General features: G+C 62.7%; 19 protein-coding genes. 18 read left to right on the top strand and 1 reads right to left on the bottom strand.

Features of this window, described 5'->3' with window-relative positions; translation table 11 throughout:
- The first annotated feature begins 79 nt into the window (after positions 1–79).
- The 4 genes from mutS to murJ all read left to right on the top strand — a co-directional run bounded on the left by mutS (position 80) and on the right by murJ (position 7,733).
- Entirely contained in the window at positions 80–2,806 is a 2,727-nt protein-coding gene (mutS, locus tag NE851_RS12015) for a DNA mismatch repair protein MutS (protein WP_254960603.1), read from the top strand.
- Positions 2,807–2,818: 12 nt separating this feature from the next.
- Positions 2,819–3,094: a hypothetical protein gene (locus tag NE851_RS12010; protein WP_047617185.1), complete on the top strand. Its 276-nt coding sequence runs from the start codon at positions 2,819–2,821 to the stop codon at positions 3,092–3,094.
- 135 nt (positions 3,095–3,229) lie between these two features.
- Positions 3,230–6,136 carry a [protein-PII] uridylyltransferase gene (locus NE851_RS12005; RefSeq protein WP_254960600.1) on the top strand — a complete coding sequence of 969 codons (2,907 nt, stop codon included), beginning with the start codon at positions 3,230–3,232 and terminating at the stop codon, positions 6,134–6,136.
- Between the two features lie 16 nt (positions 6,137–6,152).
- A complete protein-coding gene (gene murJ / locus NE851_RS12000) occupies positions 6,153–7,733 on the top strand; it encodes a murein biosynthesis integral membrane protein MurJ (RefSeq protein ID WP_254960598.1) in 1,581 nt (526 codons plus the stop codon).
- Between the two features lie 110 nt (positions 7,734–7,843).
- Here murJ and NE851_RS11995 read toward each other — a convergent pair whose 3' ends face one another.
- Complete coding sequence (locus NE851_RS11995) at positions 7,844–8,272, bottom strand: YcbK family protein (RefSeq protein WP_047617189.1); 429 nt, start codon at positions 8,270–8,272, stop codon at positions 7,844–7,846.
- A gap of 186 nt (positions 8,273–8,458) precedes the next feature.
- Between NE851_RS11995 and NE851_RS11990 the strand changes: the two genes are divergently transcribed.
- The 14 genes from NE851_RS11990 (at position 8,459) to NE851_RS11925 (ending at position 20,535) form a co-directional block, all read left to right on the top strand.
- Entirely contained in the window at positions 8,459–8,857 is a 399-nt protein-coding gene (locus tag NE851_RS11990) for a VOC family protein (RefSeq protein ID WP_028755482.1), read from the top strand.
- 162 nt (positions 8,858–9,019) lie between these two features.
- On the top strand, positions 9,020–10,084 hold the full coding sequence (trpS, locus tag NE851_RS11985) for a tryptophan--tRNA ligase (protein ID WP_028755483.1): 1,065 nt from the start codon (positions 9,020–9,022) through the stop codon (positions 10,082–10,084).
- Between the two features lie 108 nt (positions 10,085–10,192).
- The gene (locus NE851_RS11980; RefSeq protein ID WP_028755484.1) at positions 10,193–10,684 is read left to right on the top strand and encodes a universal stress protein; all 492 of its coding nucleotides are present in this window, start codon (positions 10,193–10,195) and stop codon (positions 10,682–10,684) included.
- 106 nt (positions 10,685–10,790) lie between these two features.
- Positions 10,791–11,357 carry a NifU family protein gene (locus NE851_RS11975; protein WP_028755485.1) on the top strand — a complete coding sequence of 189 codons (567 nt, stop codon included), beginning with the start codon at positions 10,791–10,793 and terminating at the stop codon, positions 11,355–11,357.
- An 89-nt stretch (positions 11,358–11,446) separates the two neighbouring features.
- Positions 11,447–12,109, top strand: a complete 663-nt coding sequence (gene tsaB / locus NE851_RS11970) for a tRNA (adenosine(37)-N6)-threonylcarbamoyltransferase complex dimerization subunit type 1 TsaB (RefSeq protein ID WP_063474773.1) — start codon at positions 11,447–11,449, stop codon at positions 12,107–12,109.
- Entirely contained in the window at positions 12,106–12,606 is a 501-nt protein-coding gene (locus tag NE851_RS11965; RefSeq protein WP_174824480.1) for a GNAT family N-acetyltransferase, read from the top strand. The genes tsaB and NE851_RS11965 overlap by 4 nt, the downstream gene beginning before the upstream one ends.
- Before the next feature lie 82 nt (positions 12,607–12,688).
- Positions 12,689–13,117 (top strand): Fur family transcriptional regulator, encoded by a 429-nt coding sequence (locus tag NE851_RS11960; protein ID WP_007633774.1) that lies wholly within the window; start codon positions 12,689–12,691, stop codon positions 13,115–13,117.
- Between the two features lie 27 nt (positions 13,118–13,144).
- Positions 13,145–13,942, top strand: a complete 798-nt coding sequence (gene olsA, locus NE851_RS11955) for a lyso-ornithine lipid O-acyltransferase (protein ID WP_047617195.1) — start codon at positions 13,145–13,147, stop codon at positions 13,940–13,942.
- A gap of 49 nt (positions 13,943–13,991) precedes the next feature.
- Positions 13,992–15,398 carry a tRNA (N6-isopentenyl adenosine(37)-C2)-methylthiotransferase MiaB gene (gene miaB, locus NE851_RS11950; RefSeq protein ID WP_047617196.1) on the top strand — a complete coding sequence of 469 codons (1,407 nt, stop codon included), beginning with the start codon at positions 13,992–13,994 and terminating at the stop codon, positions 15,396–15,398.
- A gap of 18 nt (positions 15,399–15,416) precedes the next feature.
- Entirely contained in the window at positions 15,417–16,469 is a 1,053-nt protein-coding gene (locus NE851_RS11945; protein WP_028757284.1) for a PhoH family protein, read from the top strand.
- On the top strand, positions 16,469–16,984 hold the full coding sequence (ybeY, locus tag NE851_RS11940) for an rRNA maturation RNase YbeY (protein ID WP_028757285.1): 516 nt from the start codon (positions 16,469–16,471) through the stop codon (positions 16,982–16,984). The genes NE851_RS11945 and ybeY overlap by 1 nt, the downstream gene beginning before the upstream one ends.
- Positions 16,981–18,126, top strand: coding sequence for a hemolysin family protein (locus NE851_RS11935; protein WP_047617198.1), 1,146 nt, complete (start codon positions 16,981–16,983; stop codon positions 18,124–18,126). The genes ybeY and NE851_RS11935 overlap by 4 nt, the downstream gene beginning before the upstream one ends.
- 234 nt (positions 18,127–18,360) lie before the next feature.
- Complete coding sequence (gene lnt / locus NE851_RS11930; RefSeq protein ID WP_254960583.1) at positions 18,361–19,965, top strand: apolipoprotein N-acyltransferase; 1,605 nt, start codon at positions 18,361–18,363, stop codon at positions 19,963–19,965.
- 150 nt (positions 19,966–20,115) lie between these two features.
- Positions 20,116–20,535, top strand: coding sequence for a helix-turn-helix domain-containing protein (locus NE851_RS11925; RefSeq protein ID WP_028757650.1), 420 nt, complete (start codon positions 20,116–20,118; stop codon positions 20,533–20,535).
- Positions 20,536–20,556: the final 21 nt, after the last annotated feature.

The raw sequence follows: 20,556 nt of genomic DNA, 5'->3' as shown, positions 1-20,556 counted from the left end.
CTTCCTCAAATGCTGTTGTCATCTATAGCGGCGGGCGGATAGGGTTGGCACCTGTTTTTTTGGGAAAAACTCCACCTCCGTGAACGCACGAATAGACACAGGGAATGAAGCCTTTTCGGCTGCCGAGCTCGCCACGGCGGAAAGCCGTGCCTCGGCGACGCCGATGATGGAGCAATATATCGAGATCAAGGCGAACAATCCGGGTTCGCTGCTCTTCTACCGGATGGGCGATTTCTACGAGCTGTTCTTCGAGGACGCGCTGGAAGCGTCGCGCGCGCTCGGCATCACGCTGACGAAGCGCGGCCAGCACATGGGCCAGGATATCCCGATGTGCGGCGTTCCGGTGCATGCGGCCGACGATTATCTGCAGAAGCTGATCTCGCTCGGCTTCCGCGTCGCCGTCTGCGAGCAGATCGAGGATCCGGCCGAAGCGAAAAAACGCGGCGCGAAATCCGTCGTCAAGCGCGACGTCATCCGCCTCGTCACCCCCGGCACGATCACCGAGGAAAAGCTGCTTTCGCCCTCGGAGTCCAACTATCTGATGGCGCTGACCCGCATTCGCGGCGGGGCCGAGCCCTTGCTGGCGCTTGCCTGGATCGATATTTCCACGGGCGTCTTCCGGCTTGCCGAAACCGAAGCCTCTCGGCTGCTGGCCGATATCCTGCGCATCGATCCGCGCGAACTCATCCTGCCCGACACGATCTTCCACGATCCAGAGCTCAAGCCGGTCTTCGACGTGCTCGGCCGGACAGCCGTACCGCAGCCCTCCGTGCTCTTCGACAGCGCCAGCGCCGAGGGCCGGATTGCCCGTTATTTCGGCGTCGCGACGCTCGACGGCTTCGGCACCTTCTCGCGCGCCGAACTCGCGGCAGCGGCAGCTGCCGTCGCCTATGTCGAGAAGACGCAGATCGCCGAGCGCCCGCCGCTTGGAAAACCGGAGCGGGAAAGTGCGGCTTCGACGCTGTTCATCGACCCCGCCACGCGCGCCAATCTGGAACTTGCCCGCACGCTTTCGGGTGATCGCAATGGTTCGCTCTTGAAAGCGATCGACCGCACCGTCACCGGCGGCGGCGCCAGGCTTCTCGCCGAGCGGCTAATGTCGCCGCTGACCGACCCTGCCCGTATCAATGCGCGGCTCGATTCGATCGGTTTCCTGATCGACGAACCCCTGTTCTGCGGCAATCTGCGCGACACGCTGAAACATGTGCCCGACATGCCGCGTGCGCTGTCGCGCCTCGCACTCGACCGCGGCGGCCCGCGCGATCTCTGGGCGATCCGCCAGGGCCTGGAAGCGGCGGCGGGACTTGCAGGCCTGCTCGACAAGGCGATGCTGCCCGAAGAGCTCGGCCAGGCATTGTCCGGGCTGCAGGCGCTTCCCGCAGCCTTGGAAAAGCTGCTTGCCGAAACGCTTGCCGATGAATTGCCGCTGTTGAAACGCGACGGCGGTTTTCTGCGCGACGGCGCCAGCGCCGAACTCGACGAGGTCCGGGCGCTGCGCGACCAGTCGCGCCGGGTCATCGCCGGCCTGCAATTGCAATATGCCGAGGAAACCGGCATCCGGTCGCTGAAGATCAAGCACAACAATATCCTCGGCTATTTCATCGAGGTCACCGCCGGCAATGCTGCGCCGATGACCGATACGGCGGAGGCCAAGGCGCGCTTCATCCACCGCCAGACAATGGCGAGCGCGATGCGCTTCACCACCACCGAGCTTGCCGATCTCGAAAGCCGCATCGCCAATGCCGCCGACCGGGCGCTTTCGATCGAACTTGCAGCCTTCGACAGGATGACGGCGGCCGTGGTTGCGGAAGCCGAGGCGATCAAATCGGGCGCAAGGGCGCTGGCCGTCATCGATGTCGCCGCCGGCCTGGCGCTTCTTGCCGAGGAGCAGGCCTATTGCCGCCCGCAGGTCGACGGCTCGAAGATGTTTGCCATCGAGGGCGGGCGCCATCCGGTCGTCGAGCAGGCGCTGCGGCGGCAGGCGGGCGGCCCCTTCGTCGCCAATCATTGCGATCTGTCGCCGAAGACCGGCGACCGGGACGGGGCGATCTGGCTCTTGACCGGCCCGAATATGGGCGGCAAGTCGACCTTTCTGCGCCAGAACGCGCTGATCGCTATCCTGGCGCAGATGGGCTCCTTCGTGCCGGCGACATCAGCCCATATCGGCATCGTCGACCGGCTTTTCTCCCGTGTCGGCGCCTCCGACGATCTGGCGCGCGGGCGCTCCACCTTCATGGTCGAGATGGTGGAAACGGCTGCGATCCTCAACCAGGCGAGCGACCGTTCGCTCGTCATCCTCGACGAGATCGGCCGCGGCACCGCCACCTTTGACGGCCTGTCGATCGCCTGGGCGGCCGTCGAACACCTGCATGAGGCCAATCGCTGCCGCGGCCTCTTCGCCACGCATTTCCATGAGCTGACCGTGCTTTCGGAAAAGCTTGGCCGGCTGTCGAACGCCACGATGCGCGTCAAGGAATGGGACGGCGACGTCATCTTCCTGCACGAGGTCGGACCGGGGGCGGCGGACCGCTCCTATGGCATCCAGGTCGCGCGCCTTGCCGGGCTGCCGGCCTCGGTCGTGGCGCGGGCCCGCGACGTGCTTACCCGTCTGGAAGATGCCGACCGCAAGAACCCGGCGAGCCAGCTGATCGACGACCTGCCGCTCTTCCAGGTGGCGGTGCGCCGCGAGGACACGGCCCGCGGCTCGTCCAAGGTCGAGGAGGCGCTGAAGGCGATGAGCCTTGACGATATGACGCCGCGCGAGGCAATGGACGCACTTTACGACCTCAAGAAGAAGCTGAAATAGGAGCGGCGCGCCATGTTCATGGAAAAACTGGTTCGCGAAACCGAGCGCCTCTCGCTCATCTGCTCCATGCTCGACACGATGCGGCGCGCCGATAAGGACCGCAATGCGCGTGGCTGGACCTCACCGATCGGCATGCTGAAAATCACCCGCTGCTGCGCCGTGATCTGCGAGCTCGGCTCCGCGATCGCCAAGGCGGGTTATCGCGAATGCGACAGGCAGACGATCGAGGAGATCATGGGCGAGACGCGCCAGGTGCTGCATTTGCTGAATGCGCGGGCCGCCGGCTGAAGTTTTCGCAAAAAGCCCGCGCCTTGCGTCAAAGCGCCCTCGCCTCTTGCCGCGAGCCAACACCATTTCGCCAAATTTAAAGGTTCTTGCAGTATGAAAGCCCGTGTCAATCGCCGGGCAAAGGGGCTATAGCGCATGCAGACGAAACAAGCGGCAGGCCGTGAACCGGCAGTCCGGCATGAACAGGAAACCGCCCCGGCGACAGCGATGCGCGACCTCGATTTCTCCAATATCCTCGATGTCGAATTGCTGCAGAAGCAGTGCGACGCCGTTGCCGAGGCCAACAGCAACCGGCCCGACCTCCTGCGCGCCGATCTTCTGGCGGTGCTGAAAAAGGCGAGCGCGGAAGGCCGGCAGAAGGCGCGCGCCGCCCTCTTGGCCGACGGCGGCGGGCTCAATTGCGCCTACCGGATTTCCTGGCTGCAGGACCAGATCATCACCGTCCTCTACAATTTTGCCACCGCCCATATCTTTCCGCGGCAGAAGGACAAATTCGCGGTCACCGCCGTTGGCGGCTATGGCCGCGACACGCTGGCGCCGGGTTCGGATATCGACCTGCTCTTCCTCTTCCTGCCGAGACCGGCCGAAGAGACGCACAAGGCGGTCGAGTTCATGCTCTACGTGCTCTGGGACATGGGCTTCAAGGTCGGCCACGCCACCCGCACGGTGGAGGAATGCATCGCGCTTTCCAAATCCGACATGACGATCCGCACCGCCATCCTCGAGATGCGCTACATCTGCGGCCTGCAGCGGCTGGAAACCGAGCTCGAGACCCGCTTCGACAAGGAGATCGTCACCGGCACCGGCCCGGAATTCATCGCCGCCAAGCTTGCCGAGCGCGACGAGCGCCACCGCAAGGCCGGCGACACACGTTATCTCGTCGAACCGAATGTCAAGGAAGGCAAGGGCGGGCTTCGCGACCTGCACACGCTGTTCTGGATCTCGAAATATTATTATCACGTGCGCGACCAGGCGGAGTTGGTCAAGCTCGGCGTGCTGTCCAAACACGAATACCGCCTGCTCGAGAAAGCCGACGATTTTCTCTGGGCGGTGCGTTGCCATATGCACTTCCTGACCGGCAAGGCCGAGGAACGCCTGTCCTTCGACATCCAGCGCGAGATCGCCGAAGCCTTCGGCTACCACACCCGCCCGGGCCTTTCGGCCGTCGAGCGCTTCATGAAGCACTATTTCCTGGTCGCCAAGGATGTCGGCGATCTCACGCGCATCCTCTGCGCCGCGCTCGAAGACCAGCAGGCGAAGACGATCCCCGGCCTGACCGGCGTCATCAGCCGCTTCACCCATCGCAACCGCAAGATCGCCGGCAGCGTCGAATTCGTCGAAGACCGCGGCCGCATTACGCTCGCCGAGCCGGAAGTCTTCAAGCGCGATCCGGTCAACATCATCCGGCTCTTCCACGTCGCCGACATCAACGGGCTGGAATTCCATCCGGACGCGCTGAAACGCGTCACCCGTTCGCTTGCCCTGATCGACAACAGCCTGCGGGAAAACGACGAGGCGAACCGCCTGTTCATGTCGATCCTGACGTCGAAGCGCGATCCGGCGCTCATCCTGCGCCGCATGAACGAGGCCGGCGTGCTCGGCCGCTTCATCCCCGAATTCGGCAAGATCGTCGCGATGATGCAGTTCAACATGTATCACCACTATACGGTCGACGAACATCTGATCCGCACCGTCGACATTCTCTCCGAGATCGACAAGGGGCGCGCCGAGGAGCTGCATCCGCTTGCCAACAAGCTGATCTCGGGCATCGAGGACCGCGAGGCGCTTTATCTCGCCGTTCTTCTCCACGACATCGCCAAGGGCCGCCAGGAGGATCATTCGATCGCCGGCGCCCGCGTCGCCCGCAAACTCTGCGCCCGCTTCGCCCTGTCGCAGAAGCAGACCGAAATCGTCGTCTGGCTGATCGAGGAACATCTGACGATGTCGATGGTGGCGCAGACCCGCGACCTCACCGACCGCAAGACGATCACCGATTTCGCCGACCGGGTGCAGTCGCTCGAGCGGCTGAAGATGCTGTTGATCCTGACGATCTGCGATATCCGCGCCGTCGGTCCGGGCGTCTGGAACGGCTGGAAGGGCCAGCTGCTGCGCACCCTCTATTATGAAACTGAATTGCTGCTCGCCGGCGGCTTTTCCGAGGTTTCCCGCAAGGAGCGGGCCAATGCCGCCGCCGAGGCGCTGCATGCGGCCCTTGCCGACTGGAGCCAGAAGGACCGCAACACCTATACGAAGCTGCACTACCAGCCCTATCTGCTCTCCGTGCCGCTGGAAGACCAGATTCGCCACGCGAATTTCATCCGTCAGGCCGACAAAGCGGGCCAGGCGCTCGCCACCACGGTGCGGACCGACAGTTTCCATGCGATCACCGAGATCACCGTGCTGTCGCCCGACCATCCGCGGCTGCTCGCCGTCATCGCGGGCGCCTGTGCCGCGGCCGGCGCCAACATCGTCGACGCGCAGATCTTCACGACATCGGACGGGCGGGCGCTCGACACCATCCATGTCAGCCGCGAATTTCCCGACGATGCCGACGAGCTGCGCCGGGCCGCGACGATCGGCCGGATGATCGAGGATGTGCTTTCCGGCCGCAAGCGGCTGCCCGAGGTCATCGCCACGCGCACGCGCAACCGCAAGAAAAGCAAGGCCTTCGTCATTCCGCCGTCGGTCAACATCACCAACAGCCTGTCGAACAAGTTCACGGTCATCGAGGTCGAATGCCTCGACCGGCCGGGATTGCTGTCGGAAATCACCGCCGTGCTCTCCGATCTGTCGCTCGACATCCAGTCGGCCCGCATCACCACCTTCGGCGAGAAGGTGATCGACACCTTCTACGTCACCGATCTGGTCGGCCAGAAAATCTCCGGCGACAGCAAGCGCGCCAACATCACCGCCCGGATGAAGGCGGTCATGGCCGAGGAGGAAGACGAGCTGCGCGAGCGCATGCCTTCCGGCATCATCGCGCCGGCCGCCACCGCCCGGACCCCGACTTCCGCCGAAAAGAAAGCCGGTTCCCCCATATGAGCATGAGCCCCAACGCATGAGCCTCGTCAAGAAATTCGCGACCGTCGGCGGCGCCACCCTCGGCAGCCGCATCTTCGGCTTCGCCCGTGAAACGCTGATGGCGGCGGCGCTGGGCACCGGACCGATGGCCGACGTCTTCTACGCCGCCTTCCGCTTTCCGAACCTCTTCCGCCGGCTGTTTGCCGAGGGCGCTTTCAACGCCGCCTTCGTGCCGCTCTTTGCCAAGGAGATCGAGGCGAACGGCACGGAGGGCGCCAAGCGCTTTTCGGAAGAAGTCTTCGGCGTGTTGTTTTCGGTGCTGCTGCTCATCACCATCGTGATGGAGCTTGCCATGCCGCTCTTGGTGCGCTTCGTCATCGCGCCGGGTTTTGCCGACGATCCCGACAAATTCTCGATCACCATCCGCATGGCTGCGGTGATGTTTCCCTATCTGATGTGCATGTCGCTGACGGCGATGATGAGCGGCATGCTGAATTCGCTGCATCATTTCTTCGCCGCCGCCATCGCGCCGGTTTTCCTCAACGTGGTGATGATCGGGGCGCTGTTTTATGCGCTCTATACCGGCGCCGATCCGCTGGCGACGGCCTGGTATCTCTCCTGGGGCGTTCTTGCCGCCGGCGTGCTGCAGCTCGCCGTCGTCTATGTCGGCGTGCTTGCGGCCGGCATGAGCATCGGCTTCCGCTTCCCGAAGATGACGCCCAACGTCAAGCGGCTGCTGATCCTGGCGGTGCCGGCCGCGGTGACCGGCGGCATCACCCAGATCAACCAGCTGATCGGCCAGGCGATCGCCTCCTCGCGCGACGGCGCCATCGCAGCGCTGCAATATGCCGACCGCATCTACCAGCTGCCGCTCGGCGTCGTCGGTGTGGCCGTCGGCGTCGTGCTTCTGCCGGAGCTTGCCCGGGCGCTGAAGGGCGGCAATTTGCGCGAGGCTGGAAACCTGCAGAACCGCTCGATCGAATTCGTGCTGTTCCTGACGATTCCCGCCGCCTTCGCGCTCTGGATCCTCTCCGACGAGATCATCCGCGTGCTCTATGAGCGCGGCGCCTTCCATCGGGAAAACACCGCCGTCGTCGGCGCGATCCTGGCGATTTACGGCATCGGCCTGCCGGCCTTCGTGCTGATCAAGGCGCTGCAGCCGGGGTTTTATGCCCGCGAGGACACCAAGACGCCGATGCGCTTTTCGGCCATCGCAGTCGCCACCAACTGCGCCACGGCGCTGACCCTCTTCCCCTATATGGGCGCGCCCGGCATCGCCGTTGCCGAAGCCACCGCCGGCTGGATCAGCACCGTGCTGCTGTTCACCACGCTGTTGCGCCGCGGCCATCTGACATGGGAATGGGCGCTGGCAAAACGCGCCGCCCTGTTGGTCGTCGCCGCAGCCGTCATGGGGGCGGCCATCGTCTTCCTCAAGCAATATTGGGCGCCGTGGCTCGCCTCCGGCGCGCCGCTTCTCACCAAGATCGGCGCCCTCGGACTGCTGATTGCGATCGCCATGCTGGTCTATTTCGCCGCCGCCTTCCTGATCGGCGGGGCGGATCTCGGCATGATAAGGCGCAATCTGAACCGCAAGCCGGCCCCGGCAGAAGACGCGTAATCGCGCTGTAGCGCATCGGCCCGAAAATCGGAATCGATTTTCGGAAAGCGCGATGCGAAGATTGAAAGTGTTAGAGCGTCCTTTGTGCGTCCGAAAGGACGCACGGCGCTCTAGCAGTCGACCCAGCGCCTTTGCGGTCCGACGTCGACATGGACGATGCCATTGCAATAGGTGCCGATGCCGCCGATGCCGGGCGCACTTCTTGCCGCCGCGATGATGGTGCGTTCCGAGAGACCGGGCATCCTGATATCGGCCGCCAGGCATTTCCCATGTAGGGAGCCATGGCGGCGGGGATGCGGTCTGTGGCCAGAGGTTATTACCGGGCGTCGCCCGGTCTTTGCGGCAATATGCGACAAGATCGCCCGCAGCCGTTCGGGAAAGCAGCCGGCCCGGACGCTGACGGTCTGCACTGTGTAGGCGGTGCGCGCCTCATGTTTGGGAAGATGGACGGCGTGCCTTTTGATCTCTTGACCGACAGCACCCGTTGCTGATTGTAGGGCGAAAAGGCCTGCCATGGCGAGCAAAGTTGCGTTCTGCATGGTCGCTCCGATCGGCTATCCGGCGACCCCAACGGCACCGGCATCAGGCGGAGGATTTTCAGTTCAAAAAAAGCTTTTCTGTGAAATTTTATACTCAATTGTGAGTAAATAGCTTGATCAATTCGGCTTAAAATAACGGATATTTCCGATCCAAAATGGAATAAACGTCTCAATCGGGAGATAGACATGACGATCCAGTCGCTTTTCCTCGTCACCCTCGTGGTCGACGACTACGACCGCGCCAAGACCTTTTATTGCGATGCCCTCGGCTTCGACTGCCTGCAGGATGAGCGACAGCCAGAGGGCAAACGTTGGGTGGTGGTGAAGCCCAAGGGCGAAGACGGAGCGGCGTTTCTGCTGGCGCAGGCGGCAAATGCGGCGCAGCGGGCGGCAATCGGCAATCAAACGGGCGGGCGTGTCGGCTTCTTTCTGAAGACCGACGATTTCATGCGCGACCATGCCGCGATGCTGGCCGCCGGCGTGCGTTTTCTGGAGGCGCCGCGCCATGAGCTCTACGGCACGGTCGCGGTCTTTGCGGATCCCTACGGCAACACCTTCGATCTGATCCAGCATCACGCGGCCTGAACCCCTTGATTGCGACCGGGCGGCCGTGCATAAGCCGCGGCGTTAGCAACATGGGTGAAAACCCTGCCGCATAACGCAGCAATTTGAACTGTTACAGCGTCCTTTGCGCGCCTGAAAAGACGCGCGGCGCTGTGGGCCCTCCACCAGCCTATTGAGGACGACATGAGCGAATTCAAGAAACTCGTATTCTCCGGCGTGCAGCCGACCGGCAATCTGCATCTCGGCAATTATCTCGGCGCGATCCGCCGGTTCGTGGCGCTGCAGGAAGGCAATGACTGCATCTATTGCGTCGTCGACATGCATGCGCTCACCGCCCAGCTCGTGCATGAGGACATGCCGAGCCAGACGCGCTCGATCGCCGCCGCCTTCATCGCCGCCGGCATCGATCCGGAAAAACATATCGTCTTCAACCAGTCGGCCGTGCCGCAGCATGCCGAACTCGCCTGGATCTTCAACTGCGTCGCCCGCATCGGCTGGATGAACCGCATGACGCAGTTCAAGGATAAGGCCGGCAAGGACCGCGAGCAGGCCTCGCTCGGGCTTTACGCCTATCCGAGCCTGATGGCGGCCGACATTCTCGTCTATCGCGCCACCCATGTGCCAGTCGGTGAGGACCAGAAGCAGCATCTGGAGCTTGCCCGCGACATCGCGATGAAGTTCAACCTCGATTATGCCGAGCATATCGGCAGGACCGACTACGGCATCGACATCACCGTCGGCAACGAGCCGGTGCACGCCTATTTCCCGATGGTCGAGCCGCTGATCGGCGGACCGGCGCCGCGGGTCATGTCGCTGCGCGACGGCACCAAGAAAATGTCGAAATCCGATCCTTCCGACCTGTCGCGCATCAACCTGATGGACGACGAGGACGCGATCTCGAAGAAGATCCGCAAGGCAAAGACCGATCCGGACGGTTTGCCGAGCGAGGTCGACGGGCTGCAGGGCCGTCCGGAAGCCGACAATCTGGTGGCGATCTATGCAGCACTTGCCGACAAGTCGAAGGCGGATGTGCTCGCCGAATTCGGCGGCCAGCAATTCTCCGTCTTCAAGCCGGCGCTGGTCGACCTCGCCATCCAGGTGCTGGCGCCGATCACCGGCGAAATGCGCCGGCTGATGGACGACACCAGCCATATCGACGCGATCCTGCGCCAGGGCGGCGAGCGCGCCAGGGCACGCGCCGAGGTGACGATGCGCCAGGTGCGCGACGTCATCGGCTTCCTCTACTGAGATAGATCTCCTCTTCTCCCCGCCGCGGGAGAAGAGGATTTTCTTCTCGGACATCAGGGCAAAAACTGGGCTTGCAAATTTCCCGCTTCGGGTGTCAGAGTCCGCGCCATGGTATCGAAACGACTCTCACGGCTCGAAGGTCATCGCCGCAAATTCATGGCGGTGATCGACGGTACACCCGAATGCCAACGCGCCGTTCATTATGCCGGCCGGCGCGCGAAGAATTCCAATGGCGGGCTGGTGCTGCTCTACGTCATCCCCGACGGGGATTTCCAGCAATGGCTTGGAGTCGAGGAGATCATGCGGGCGGAAGCGCGCGAGGAGGCCGAGGCGGTCGTTGCCAAGATCGCCCAGATCGTGCGCGAAACGATCGGTATCGAGCCCGAGATCGTCATCCGTGAGGGCAGTGCGGCCGAACAGATCAATACCGTGATCGAGGAAGACCGCGACGTGGCGATCCTGGTCCTGGCCGCCGGTTCGGCCAAGGAAGGCCCGGGGCCGCTGGTCTCGTCGGTCGCCGGCCGCGCCGCCGCCTTTCCGATCCCGGTCACCGTGCTGCCGGATACGCTGACCAACGAGGAAATCGACGCCCTCTGCTAGCTTTTCTTGAGTACAAGTCTCTTGATTAGCTCAGGCAATGGGCTTATCTTCTTTTGAAGAATTCTAAAGACGGCGGAGCCGACGGGCCGTCCGCATGGAGAACCAGATGTTCATTCAGACCGAAGCCACGCCGAACCCCGCCACGCAGAAGTTCCTGCCGGGCAAGGTGGTGATGGAAAACGGCACGGCCGAGTTCCGCAGCGCGCAAGAAGCTGAAGCGTCGCCGCTCGCCGCCCGCCTGTTCGAAATCCCCGGCGTCACCGGCGTCTATTTCGGCTATGATTTCATATCCGTCTCCAAGGACAATGCCGAATGGCAGCATCTTAAGCCGGCTATATTGGGCTCGATCATGGAGCACTTCATGTCCGGCAAGCCGGTTATGGGCGATGCCTCCATCCTCTCCGAAGACGCCGATGCCGGCGACGAATTCTTCGACGAAGGCGATGAATCGATCGTGCTGACCATCAAGGAGCTTCTGGAGACCCGCGTGCGCCCGGCCGTTGCCCAGGACGGCGGCGACATCACCTTCCGCGGCTTCAAGGACGGCAAGGTCTATTTGAACATGAAGGGTTCTTGCGCCGGCTGCCCATCCTCGACGGCAACGCTGAAGCACGGCGTGCAGAACCTGCTGCGCCATTTCGTTCCGGAAGTGCAGGAAGTGATTGCCGCTTAAAAATCTTGAATTCGTCCCTGTCGTTCATCTCAGGTTCGGCCAGGCGAATTTATCGATAGGCGACACTGGTTTATTCGGAAATTGATGGCATGATCATTCTGGCGCTCGACACGGCAGGTGTAGATTGCGCTGCCGGCGTCTACGACAGCGGCAGGAATACGATGCTGGGGGAGGCATCGGACATGATCGGCAAGGGGCATGCTGAACATCTGATTGGTATCGTCGATCGCGCGCTGGATCAGGCGGGACTTGCCCTTTCTGATATCGACCGGCTTGCCGTCACCATCGGTCCCGGCTCCTTTACCGGTATCCGCGTCGGTGTTGCCGCAGCCCGCGGTTTTGCGCTTTCCCTCAATGTGCCGGCCGTCGGCGTTACCACGCTCGAAGTCATGGCCGCTGCCCAGCGCGACAAGACGCCTGATCGCGCGGTGCTCGCGGCAATGGACGCCAAGCGGGACGAAATCTATCTCCAATCCTTTGCAGCCGACGGTTCTCCGCTCGACGCCCCCCGGGCGGTCAGCATTGGGGAGGCCCAGGCTTTTGCCGCCGGCTTCGACGGCGAGATCACCGGTTCGGCAACACCGCTGCTGAAGGCGGATGCCGGCGGCGATCACGCCAACCGATTCCCGATCTCCGTGGTGGCGCGCCTCGGTGCTGCCGCCTCCCCCGATTCCGGAAAGCCGAAGCCCCTTTATCTGCGCGGACCCGATGCCAAGCCGCAGGCCGGGTATGCGATTGCCCGACGAGTATGACGATGCTGGAAGCCTATCTGACGCTGAAACCGGAATTCGAAATCATCGCCATGGAGCGCGAGGATTGCCGCGATGTCGCCATCCTGCACGGCGAGCGCTTCGCCCGGCCCTGGGGCGACGGTGAATTTCACGGCCTGCTGATGCAGGACACCGTGTTCGGCTTCGTCGCGCGCCAGACCAACGCCATCCTGAAAAAGCCGCTTCCGGGGTTCATTCTTGCCCGCCATGTCGCCGGCGAGGCGGAGATCCTGACGATCGCCGTGCAGGCGAAGGTCGCCCGCGCCGGGCTTGGCTGGCGGCTGATGCAGGCGGCGATGCGCGAGGCGCGCGCCCGCGGCGGCGAGAGCATGTTTCTCGAGGTCGACAACGGCAATACCGCAGCGCTTGGCCTCTACCGCAAGCTCGGCTTCGAAAAAGTCGGCGAGCGCCAGGGTTACTACAAGCAGGAAAACGGCGCCCTCTCCACGGCGCTTGTCATGAAGCGCGTTCTTCGGTAGTTCCCTGTCAGCGAGATGACATGCAGGCCGGCGCGAACGCCGTGCGGCGTTGTCGAAACACGAATTTCTTTAAAGGCGGGCCATGTCTGATGTAGCCAAGACCCTTGAGGAGCTTTGCACCGAACGCGGCATGCGCATGACCGAGCAGCGCCGCGTGATCGCGCGCATCCTGGAAGACTCGGAAGACCATCCCGACGTCGAAGAGCTCTACCGCCGCTCGGTGAAGGTCGATGCGAAGATCTCGATCTCGACCGTCTACCGCACCGTGAAACTGTTCGAGGACGCGGGCATCATCGCCCGCCACGATTTCCGCGACGGGCGCTCGCGCTACGAAACGGTGCCGGAAGAACATCACGACCACCTGATCGACCTGAAGACCGGCACGGTGATCGAATTCCGTTCGCCCGAGATCGAGGCGCTGCAGGAGCGTATTGCCCGCGAGCATGGGTTCCGGCTGGTCGACCATCGTCTGGAGCTCTACGGCGTTCCGTTGAAGAAGGAAGACCTCTGAAGCAATGGCAGCCCGGGAGACCAGCATTTGATCGCCTGGCTGCGCATCGCCTTGGCCGCTGTCGTCATTCTCGCGGCCAGCATCGTGCTGATGCCGCTGCAGCTGCTGGCGCTCTATTTCGACTGGCGGCTGCGCCGCAGGCTCCCGCGCATCTGGCACCGCATCGTCTGCTATTGCCTCGGCATCCGCGTCCGCGTGACCGGCAGGCTGGAAGACCGCCGGCCGCTGATGCTCTGTTCCAACCATTCGTCCTGGATGGATATCATGGTGATGTCGGCCGTTGCCGACGTCGCCTTCATCGCCAAGATCGAGGTGCGCGACTGGCCGATCTTCGGCACGCTCGCCAAGCTGCAGAAGAGCGTCTTCGTCGTGCGCGAGGAGAGGCGCAAGACCGGTCACCAGGCAAACGAGATCGCCGGGCGCATGGCCGACGGCGAGATCGTCGTGCTCTTCCCCGAGGGCACGACCTCGGACGGCAACCGGCTGCTGGAGGTCAAGTCTTCGCTGTTCGGCGCCGCCGCGATGGCCGTGCCCTATTCGCCAACGGGAACCGTCGTGGTGCAGCCGGTGGCGGTTGCCTATACCCGCGTGCACGGTATCGCCATGGGCCGCTATCACAGGCCGCTCGCCGCCTGGCCGGGTGATATCGAACTCCTGCCGCATCTCCTCGATATCGTCCGATGCGGCGCCATCGACGCCGAGGTTTCCTTCGGCGAGGCGGTGGATTACCGCACCGAGACCAATCGCAAGGAGGTGAGCGCGACGATCGCCTTGCGCATCCGCAACCTCCTGAACAGCCGCCTGCGCGGGAGGGAAATCTCCTGAAACAAGATTTCGATTTTCTCGGGCGGCAAAAACCACTAAATAGCGCGCCATGACACAGGACAGCGCCCTTCTCCAGGCCCCGGAGGCAATCCCCGACGGCAGCAACAGCCGCAAGGTCTTCATCAAGACCTATGGCTGCCAGATGAACGTCTACGATTCGACGCGCATGAGCGATGCGCTCGCCCGCGACGGCTATGAGCCGACCGAAGACATGGAAGAGGCGGACCTCGTTCTGCTCAACACCTGTCACATCAGAGAGAAGGCGGCCGAGAAGGTCTATTCGGCGCTCGGGCGGCTGCGCGAGATGAAAAAGAAGAAGGCGGCGGATGGCCGGGAGATGATGATCGGCGTTGCCGGCTGCGTCGCCCAGGCCGAAGGCGAGGAGATCCTGCGCCGGGCGCCTGCCGTCGACGTCGTCATCGGCCCGCAGACCTATCACCGCCTGCCGGAGGCGCTGCGCCGGGCCAAGCAGGGTCAACGCGTCGTCGATACGGAATATGCGATCGAGGACAAGTTCGAGCATCTGCCGATCCCCGAGAGCCGAAAGATCCGCGCCCGCGGCGTCACCGCTTTCCTGACGGTGCAGGAGGGCTGCGACAAGTTCTGCACGTTCTGCGTCGTGCCCTATACGCGCGGCTCGGAAGTATCGCGGCCGGTTTCCCAGATCGTCGAGGAAGCCGAAAAGCTCGTTGAGGGCGGGGTGCGCGAGATCACCCTGCTCGGGCAGAACGTCAATGCCTGGCACGGCGCCGGGCCGCGTGGCGAGGCGTGGAGCCTCGGCGACCTGCTCTACCGCCTTGCCGAGATCCCCGGCCTGGCGCGGCTGCGCTATACCACCAGCCATCCGCGCGACATGGACGACCGGCTGATCGACGCCCATCGCGACTTGAGAGCGCTGATGCCCTATCTGCACCTGCCGGTGCAATCGGGCTCGGATCGCATCCTGAAAGCGATGAACCGACGCCACACGGCGGCCGAATATCTGACGCTGATCGAGCGCATCCGCACGGTGCGGCCCGACATCGCGCTGTCTGGCGATTTCATCACCGGCTTTCCGGGGGAGACAGACAAGGATTTTGAGGATACACTCAGGCTTGTGGAGGAGGTTCGTTATGCACAGGCCTTCTCGTTCAAATACTCGACACGGCCGGGCACTCCCGGCGCGGAACTGAAGGACCAGGTGCCGGAAGAGATCAAGGCAGAACGGCTGGAACGCCTGCAAACGCTTCTCCTGAAGCAGCAGCAGGAATTTGCCGAATCCTGCATCGGCAAAGAGATCGACCTGTTGCTCGAAAAGCCCGGTCGCATGCCGGAACAACTGATCGGACGTTCTCCCTGGCTTCAATCCGTGAATGTTGATGCAAAAGCATCGCAAATCGGTGACATTATTAAAGTGCGAATCACCGGAACCGGAACGAACAGCCTGTTTGCCGAACGCGCAGAGGCTGCGGTTTAACCCAAGGAGCCCGACCGCTTGAACGGACAAGAATTGGTTTCTTCTTCACCGCGCCACCCCCGCACGCCGAGCGATACCAATCACTTCGTCCTGACGTTCGAGAACAACCGCTTCGCTAGCGAGCTCTTCGGTCAATTCGACCAGAACCTCAAGCTGCTCGAGGAACGGCTCAATATCGATGCGCGGGCGCGGGGCAATTCGGTCGTCATCACAGGCGATATCGTGACCACCAACCAGGCGCGGCGCACGCTCGACTATCTCTATGAAAAGCTTCAGAAAGGGGGCAGCGTGGAAAGATCCGACGTCGAGGGCGCAATCCGCATGGCGGTCGCCGCCGACGATCAGCTCAGCCTGCCCACAATGGAGCGCAAGGCAAAGCTGACGATGGCACAGGTTTCCACCCGCAAGAAAACGATCATCGCCCGCACCCCGACCCAGGACGCCTATATCAGGGCGCTGGAGCGTGCCGAGCTGGTCTTCGGCGTCGGCCCGGCCGGCACCGGCAAGACCTATCTCGCCGTCGCCCATGCCGCCCAGCTCCTGGAGCGCGGGGCGGTCGAAAAGATCATCCTGTCGCGTCCGGCGGTCGAAGCCGGCGAGCGCCTCGGCTTCCTGCCCGGCGACATGAAGGAAAAGGTCGATCCCTATCTTCGCCCGCTCTATGATGCGCTCTATGACATGATCCCGGCCGACAAGGTCGATCGGGCGATCACCGCCGGCGTCATCGAAATCGCGCCGCTCGCTTTCATGCGCGGCCGGACGCTGGCCAACGCCGCCATCATCCTCGACGAAGCGCAGAACACGACATCGATGCAGATGAAGATGTTCCTGACGCGTCTCGGCGAAAATGCGCGCATGATCGTCACCGGCGACCCGAGCCAGATCGACCTGCCGCGCGGTGTCAAATCCGGCCTCGTCGAGGCGCTGCAGCTTCTGAACGGCGTCGAGGGCATCTCGATCGTGCGCTTCAAGGATACCGATGTCGTGCGCCATCCGCTGGTCGGGCGCATCGTCAGGGCCTATGATTCCACCTATGCCGTCGAAGCCGAAGACGTCAGCCGGCAGGACTGATGGCCGAACTCGACATCCAGATCAGCGTCGAGGATATCGGCTGGCCGGGCGAGGAGACGCTGCTGTCGTTTTGCGAACGCGTGCTCAGCGCCGCGGCAATCTATCTCCGCGACAGCGAGAAGCAGCCCTTCCCCAAGATGCCGCCCGAGGTTTCGCTCGTCTTTACCGACGATGCCTCGATCCAGGACATCAACGCCGAATGGCGCGGCAAGGACAAGGCGACCAATGTGCTGTCGTTTCCGGCCTTTCCGGTGCAGCCCGGCAAAATGCCCGGTCCGATGCTCGGCGACATCATCATCGCCCGGGAGACGGTGGAGCGGGAAGCCCACGAGCTCGAAAAGAGTTTCGACGACCACCTGACCCATCTTCTGGTGCACGGTTTCTTGCATCTTCTCGGCTACGACCATATGAATAGTGCTGAAGCCGAAATTATGGAGGGGCTGGAGACTCGCATTTTGGCGCAGCTCGGCCTATCTGATCCCTACGAGGGTCAAGACCTTAAAATGGAACCATGAGCGACTTTACGACGAAGCCGGCGGCAGACGCCAAGGACTCCGAGCCATCCTCCTCTTCGGACGAGGCGGGCAGTAGTAGTCGGCCATCCGGCCGATCCCAATCCTTCTGGTCGCGCGCCGCGCGCATCCTCCGCCCGCAGCAGGGCTCGCGACTGCGCGAGGATCTCGCCGACGCGCTGATGACCGATGCGGCCGGCGACGACGCCTTTTCGCCCGACGAACGGGCGATGCTGCACAATATCCTGCGCTTCCGCGAGGTGCGCGTCGCCGACGTGATGGTGCCGCGCGCCGATATCGAGGCGGTCGACCAGAACATCACCATCGGCGAATTGATGATCCTGTTCGAGGAATCCGGCCGCTCGCGCATGCCCGTCTATGCCGATACGCTCGACGATCCGCGCGGCATGGTGCATATCCGCGACCTGCTCTCCTATGTCGCCAAGCAGGCGCGCAACAAGCGCCGCGGCCCGGCGAAACCGGCCGCTGGCGTACCGGCGATCGAGGTTGCGCCTGAGAACATCCAGAAGCCCACGCGTTCGGCCAAGCCAAATTTCGATCTCGCCCGCGTCGACCTGCAGAAGACGCTGGCCGAGGCCGGCATCATCCGCAAGATCCTGTTCGTGCCGCCGTCGATGCTGGCGTCCGACCTGTTGCGCCGCATGCAGGTGAACCGCACCCAGATGGCGCTGGTCATCGACGAATATGGCGGCACCGACGGGCTCGCCTCGCACGAGGACATCGTCGAAATGGTGGTCGGCGACATCGACGACGAACATGACGACGAAGAGGTGATGTTCAAGCGCGTCGCCGAAGACGTCTTCATCGCCGATGCTCGTGTCGAACTGGAAGAGATCGCCGAAGCGATCGGGCCGGATTTCGACATCAGCGAGCAGGTCGACGAGGTCGATACGCTGGGCGGGCTGATCTTCTCGGCGCTCGGCCGCATCCCGGTGCGCGGCGAGGTCGTCCAGGCATTGCCCGGCTTCGAATTCCATATTCTCGACGCCGATCCGCGCCGCATCAAGCGGCTGCGTATCACCCGCAAGCGCCATGCGATGCGCCGCCGCGCCAAGGCGGATGGCGACTCCACTCCCGGCTCCGAGACCGGCGACGACCGGCCGGCGGAATCGGCTGCCAACTAGCGCTTCGGCCCGAAAATTGGAATCGATTTTCGGAAAGCACGATGCGTGAAGGTTGGAGCGTCGCATTCCATTTGATTGATGCGATGCCCTTCAGTTGTTGGTTTTTGTGCCTGTCGTTGTCCCGGCACCGCCGCACATCTCCGGGCGACATGCATTAACATCCATTAACAGGACAAAGAGCCGCTTTTTTGAAAGACTGCGAACGGGTTGATTCGCGGTTTGATGGGAGTGCGCATGGAGCGGCTTGCGGACAGGGTTATCCTCGTCTGGGGTTTCAAACGGTCGCTGCTGGCCATCGCCGCCGGAGCATTTGCGGTTCTGGCGCTGCCGCCCATCGGCTTTTTCGCGGCAATGTTCATCTCCTTCACGCTGCTCGTCTGGCTGATCGACGGGGTGGCGGCTTCGCCTGAAAGCGGCTTGGTCGGCAGGCTGTGGCCGGCATTTGCAACCGGCTGGCTGTTCGGCTTCGGCTATTTCGTCGCGGGCCTGTGGTGGCTCGGCCATGCGCTGCTGGTCGATCAGGAGGAATTCGCCTGGGCGCTGCCCTTAGCCATCCTCGGGCTGCCGGCCTGTCTGGCGATCTTCTACGGGCTGGCGACCGCCCTTGCCCGCATCTTCTGGTCGGATGGCATGGGGCGGATCGCCGCGCTGGCGGCCGGCTTCGGGCTGATGGAATGGCTGCGAAGCGTGATCCTCACCGGCTTTCCCTGGAACGCCATCGGCTACGGCATGATGCCCGTTCCGCTGATGATGCAGTCGGCGCATGTGATCGGGGCGATGGGGGTGACGGCGCTTGCCGTCTTCATCTTTTCCGCCCCGGCGCTTGCCGGGACACGCCAAGATGCACGCGGCGGCATCGCGCTCGCCGTGGCGCTGTTTGCCGCCCATCTCGGTTACGGGGCCTATGCCCTCCATCTCGCGCCGCGGCCGGAAGCCTTGCCCGAGGACAAGCGGCCGGTGGTGCGGCTGGTGCAGCCTGATATCGATCAGGCGGCGAAGATGGACAACGACGCCGACCGCAATGCGATCTTCGAGACGCATCTGAAGCTGTCGGCCGAAGCGCCGAGGAATGGCGGACGCAAGCCCGACATCATCGTCTGGCCGGAAACCTCGATCCCCTTCATCCTGACAGACAATCAGGATGCGCTGACGCGGATCGCCGATACGCTCGACGACAACCAGATCCTGATCGCCGGCGCCGTCCGCGCCGAGGAGATGGGACCGGGCACGCCTGCGCGCTACTATAATTCCATCTACGTGATCGACGGCCGCGGCCAGATCATCGCCGCCTCCGACAAGGTGCATCTGGTGCCCTTCGGCGAATATCTGCCGTTCGAGGACGTGCTCACCGAATTCGGCATCCAGAATGTCGTCGAGATACCGGGAGGATTTTCGGCCGCGGCAAGCCGGCACCTGCTGGCGCTGCCCGGCGGGCTCAATCTCTATCCGCTGATCTGCTACGAGATTATTTTCCCCGATGAAATGACCGGCGACATCAAAGACGCCAATGCGATCCTCAATATCACCAATGATGCCTGGTTCGGCGCGACACCCGGACCCTATCAGCATTTCCAGCAGGCGCGGGTCCGGGCTGTCGAAACCGGCCTGCCGTTGATTCGTGATGCCAATAGCGGCATTTCGGCGCTGGTGAACGCACATGGGGAAATTATCGCCGGTCTCGATCTCGAGCAAACCGGCTTTATCGATGCAACTCTTGATAGGCTCGGCGAAGGGGACGGAACGCCAATCCCCCGGCAAACATACTTCTGGTTGACCGAGTCGCTGCTCATTTTGATTGCGCTAATTTCTCGTAGAGGTTTTATTTCCGGGTTGAATTGACCAAAAACCCCTAAAATTGCATAGTGATGACAATCGGCGTTCTTAGCGTATGTTTGAAGGTGGGTTCTTACCGCCTGCAACGTGGCGTTTTGGGATGGATCAGGGGCATGCCGGTTAGAAACAGTTGAAATTCTTAGCTAGGGCACGACCATGATTGAAAACAAGAAGAAGCCAAATCCCATCGACATCCACGTTGGCAGCCGTATTCGTCTCCGCCGAACGATGCTTGGCATGAGCCAGGAGAAACTGGGCGAAAGTCTCGGCATTACATTCCAGCAGATCCAGAAATACGAGAAGGGAACCAACCGCGTCGGCGCAAGCCGCCTGCAGAACATCTCGAACATTCTCAATGTTCCGGTTTCCTTTTTCTTCGAGGACGCGCCCGGCGAACATACCGGCTCCATGGGCGGCATGGCCGAGGCCTCCAGCTCGAATTACGTCGTCGATTTCCTGTCTTCCTCGGAAGGCCTGCAGCTCAACCGCGCCTTCGTCAAGATTTCCGATCCCAAGGTTCGCCGCAAGGTCGTGGAGCTGGTGAAGGCGCTTGCGGCTGAAGCCGACGCCGACTGAACCACATCAGGCGTGGAATTC

The sequence above is a fragment of the Rhizobium anhuiense bv. trifolii genome (genome assembly GCF_024346605.1).
Classification (GTDB): domain Bacteria; phylum Pseudomonadota; class Alphaproteobacteria; order Rhizobiales; family Rhizobiaceae; genus Rhizobium; species Rhizobium anhuiense.
Note: the sequence above shows the minus strand (reverse complement) of the source record. Positions and strands in the feature narration are given on the sequence as shown.

Coding starts and splice junctions, on each gene's coding strand:
- NE851_RS11980 (WP_028755484.1), top strand. CDS start 10,193: ATGGTATCGAAACGACTCTCACGGCTCGAAGGTCATCGCCGCAAATTC.
- NE851_RS11995 (WP_047617189.1), bottom strand. CDS start 8,272: ATGCAGAACGCAACTTTGCTCGCCATGGCAGGCCTTTTCGCCCTACAA.
- trpS (WP_028755483.1), top strand. CDS start 9,020: ATGAGCGAATTCAAGAAACTCGTATTCTCCGGCGTGCAGCCGACCGGC.
- NE851_RS11935 (WP_047617198.1), top strand. CDS start 16,981: ATGAGCGACTTTACGACGAAGCCGGCGGCAGACGCCAAGGACTCCGAG.
- NE851_RS12010 (WP_047617185.1), top strand. CDS start 2,819: ATGTTCATGGAAAAACTGGTTCGCGAAACCGAGCGCCTCTCGCTCATC.
- ybeY (WP_028757285.1), top strand. CDS start 16,469: ATGGCCGAACTCGACATCCAGATCAGCGTCGAGGATATCGGCTGGCCG.
- tsaB (WP_063474773.1), top strand. CDS start 11,447: ATGATCATTCTGGCGCTCGACACGGCAGGTGTAGATTGCGCTGCCGGC.
- lnt (WP_254960583.1), top strand. CDS start 18,361: ATGGAGCGGCTTGCGGACAGGGTTATCCTCGTCTGGGGTTTCAAACGG.
- NE851_RS11965 (WP_174824480.1), top strand. CDS start 12,106: ATGACGATGCTGGAAGCCTATCTGACGCTGAAACCGGAATTCGAAATC.
- miaB (WP_047617196.1), top strand. CDS start 13,992: ATGACACAGGACAGCGCCCTTCTCCAGGCCCCGGAGGCAATCCCCGAC.
- NE851_RS11990 (WP_028755482.1), top strand. CDS start 8,459: ATGACGATCCAGTCGCTTTTCCTCGTCACCCTCGTGGTCGACGACTAC.
- murJ (WP_254960598.1), top strand. CDS start 6,153: ATGAGCCTCGTCAAGAAATTCGCGACCGTCGGCGGCGCCACCCTCGGC.
- NE851_RS11925 (WP_028757650.1), top strand. CDS start 20,116: ATGATTGAAAACAAGAAGAAGCCAAATCCCATCGACATCCACGTTGGC.
- NE851_RS11975 (WP_028755485.1), top strand. CDS start 10,791: ATGTTCATTCAGACCGAAGCCACGCCGAACCCCGCCACGCAGAAGTTC.
- NE851_RS12005 (WP_254960600.1), top strand. CDS start 3,230: ATGCAGACGAAACAAGCGGCAGGCCGTGAACCGGCAGTCCGGCATGAA.
- NE851_RS11960 (WP_007633774.1), top strand. CDS start 12,689: ATGTCTGATGTAGCCAAGACCCTTGAGGAGCTTTGCACCGAACGCGGC.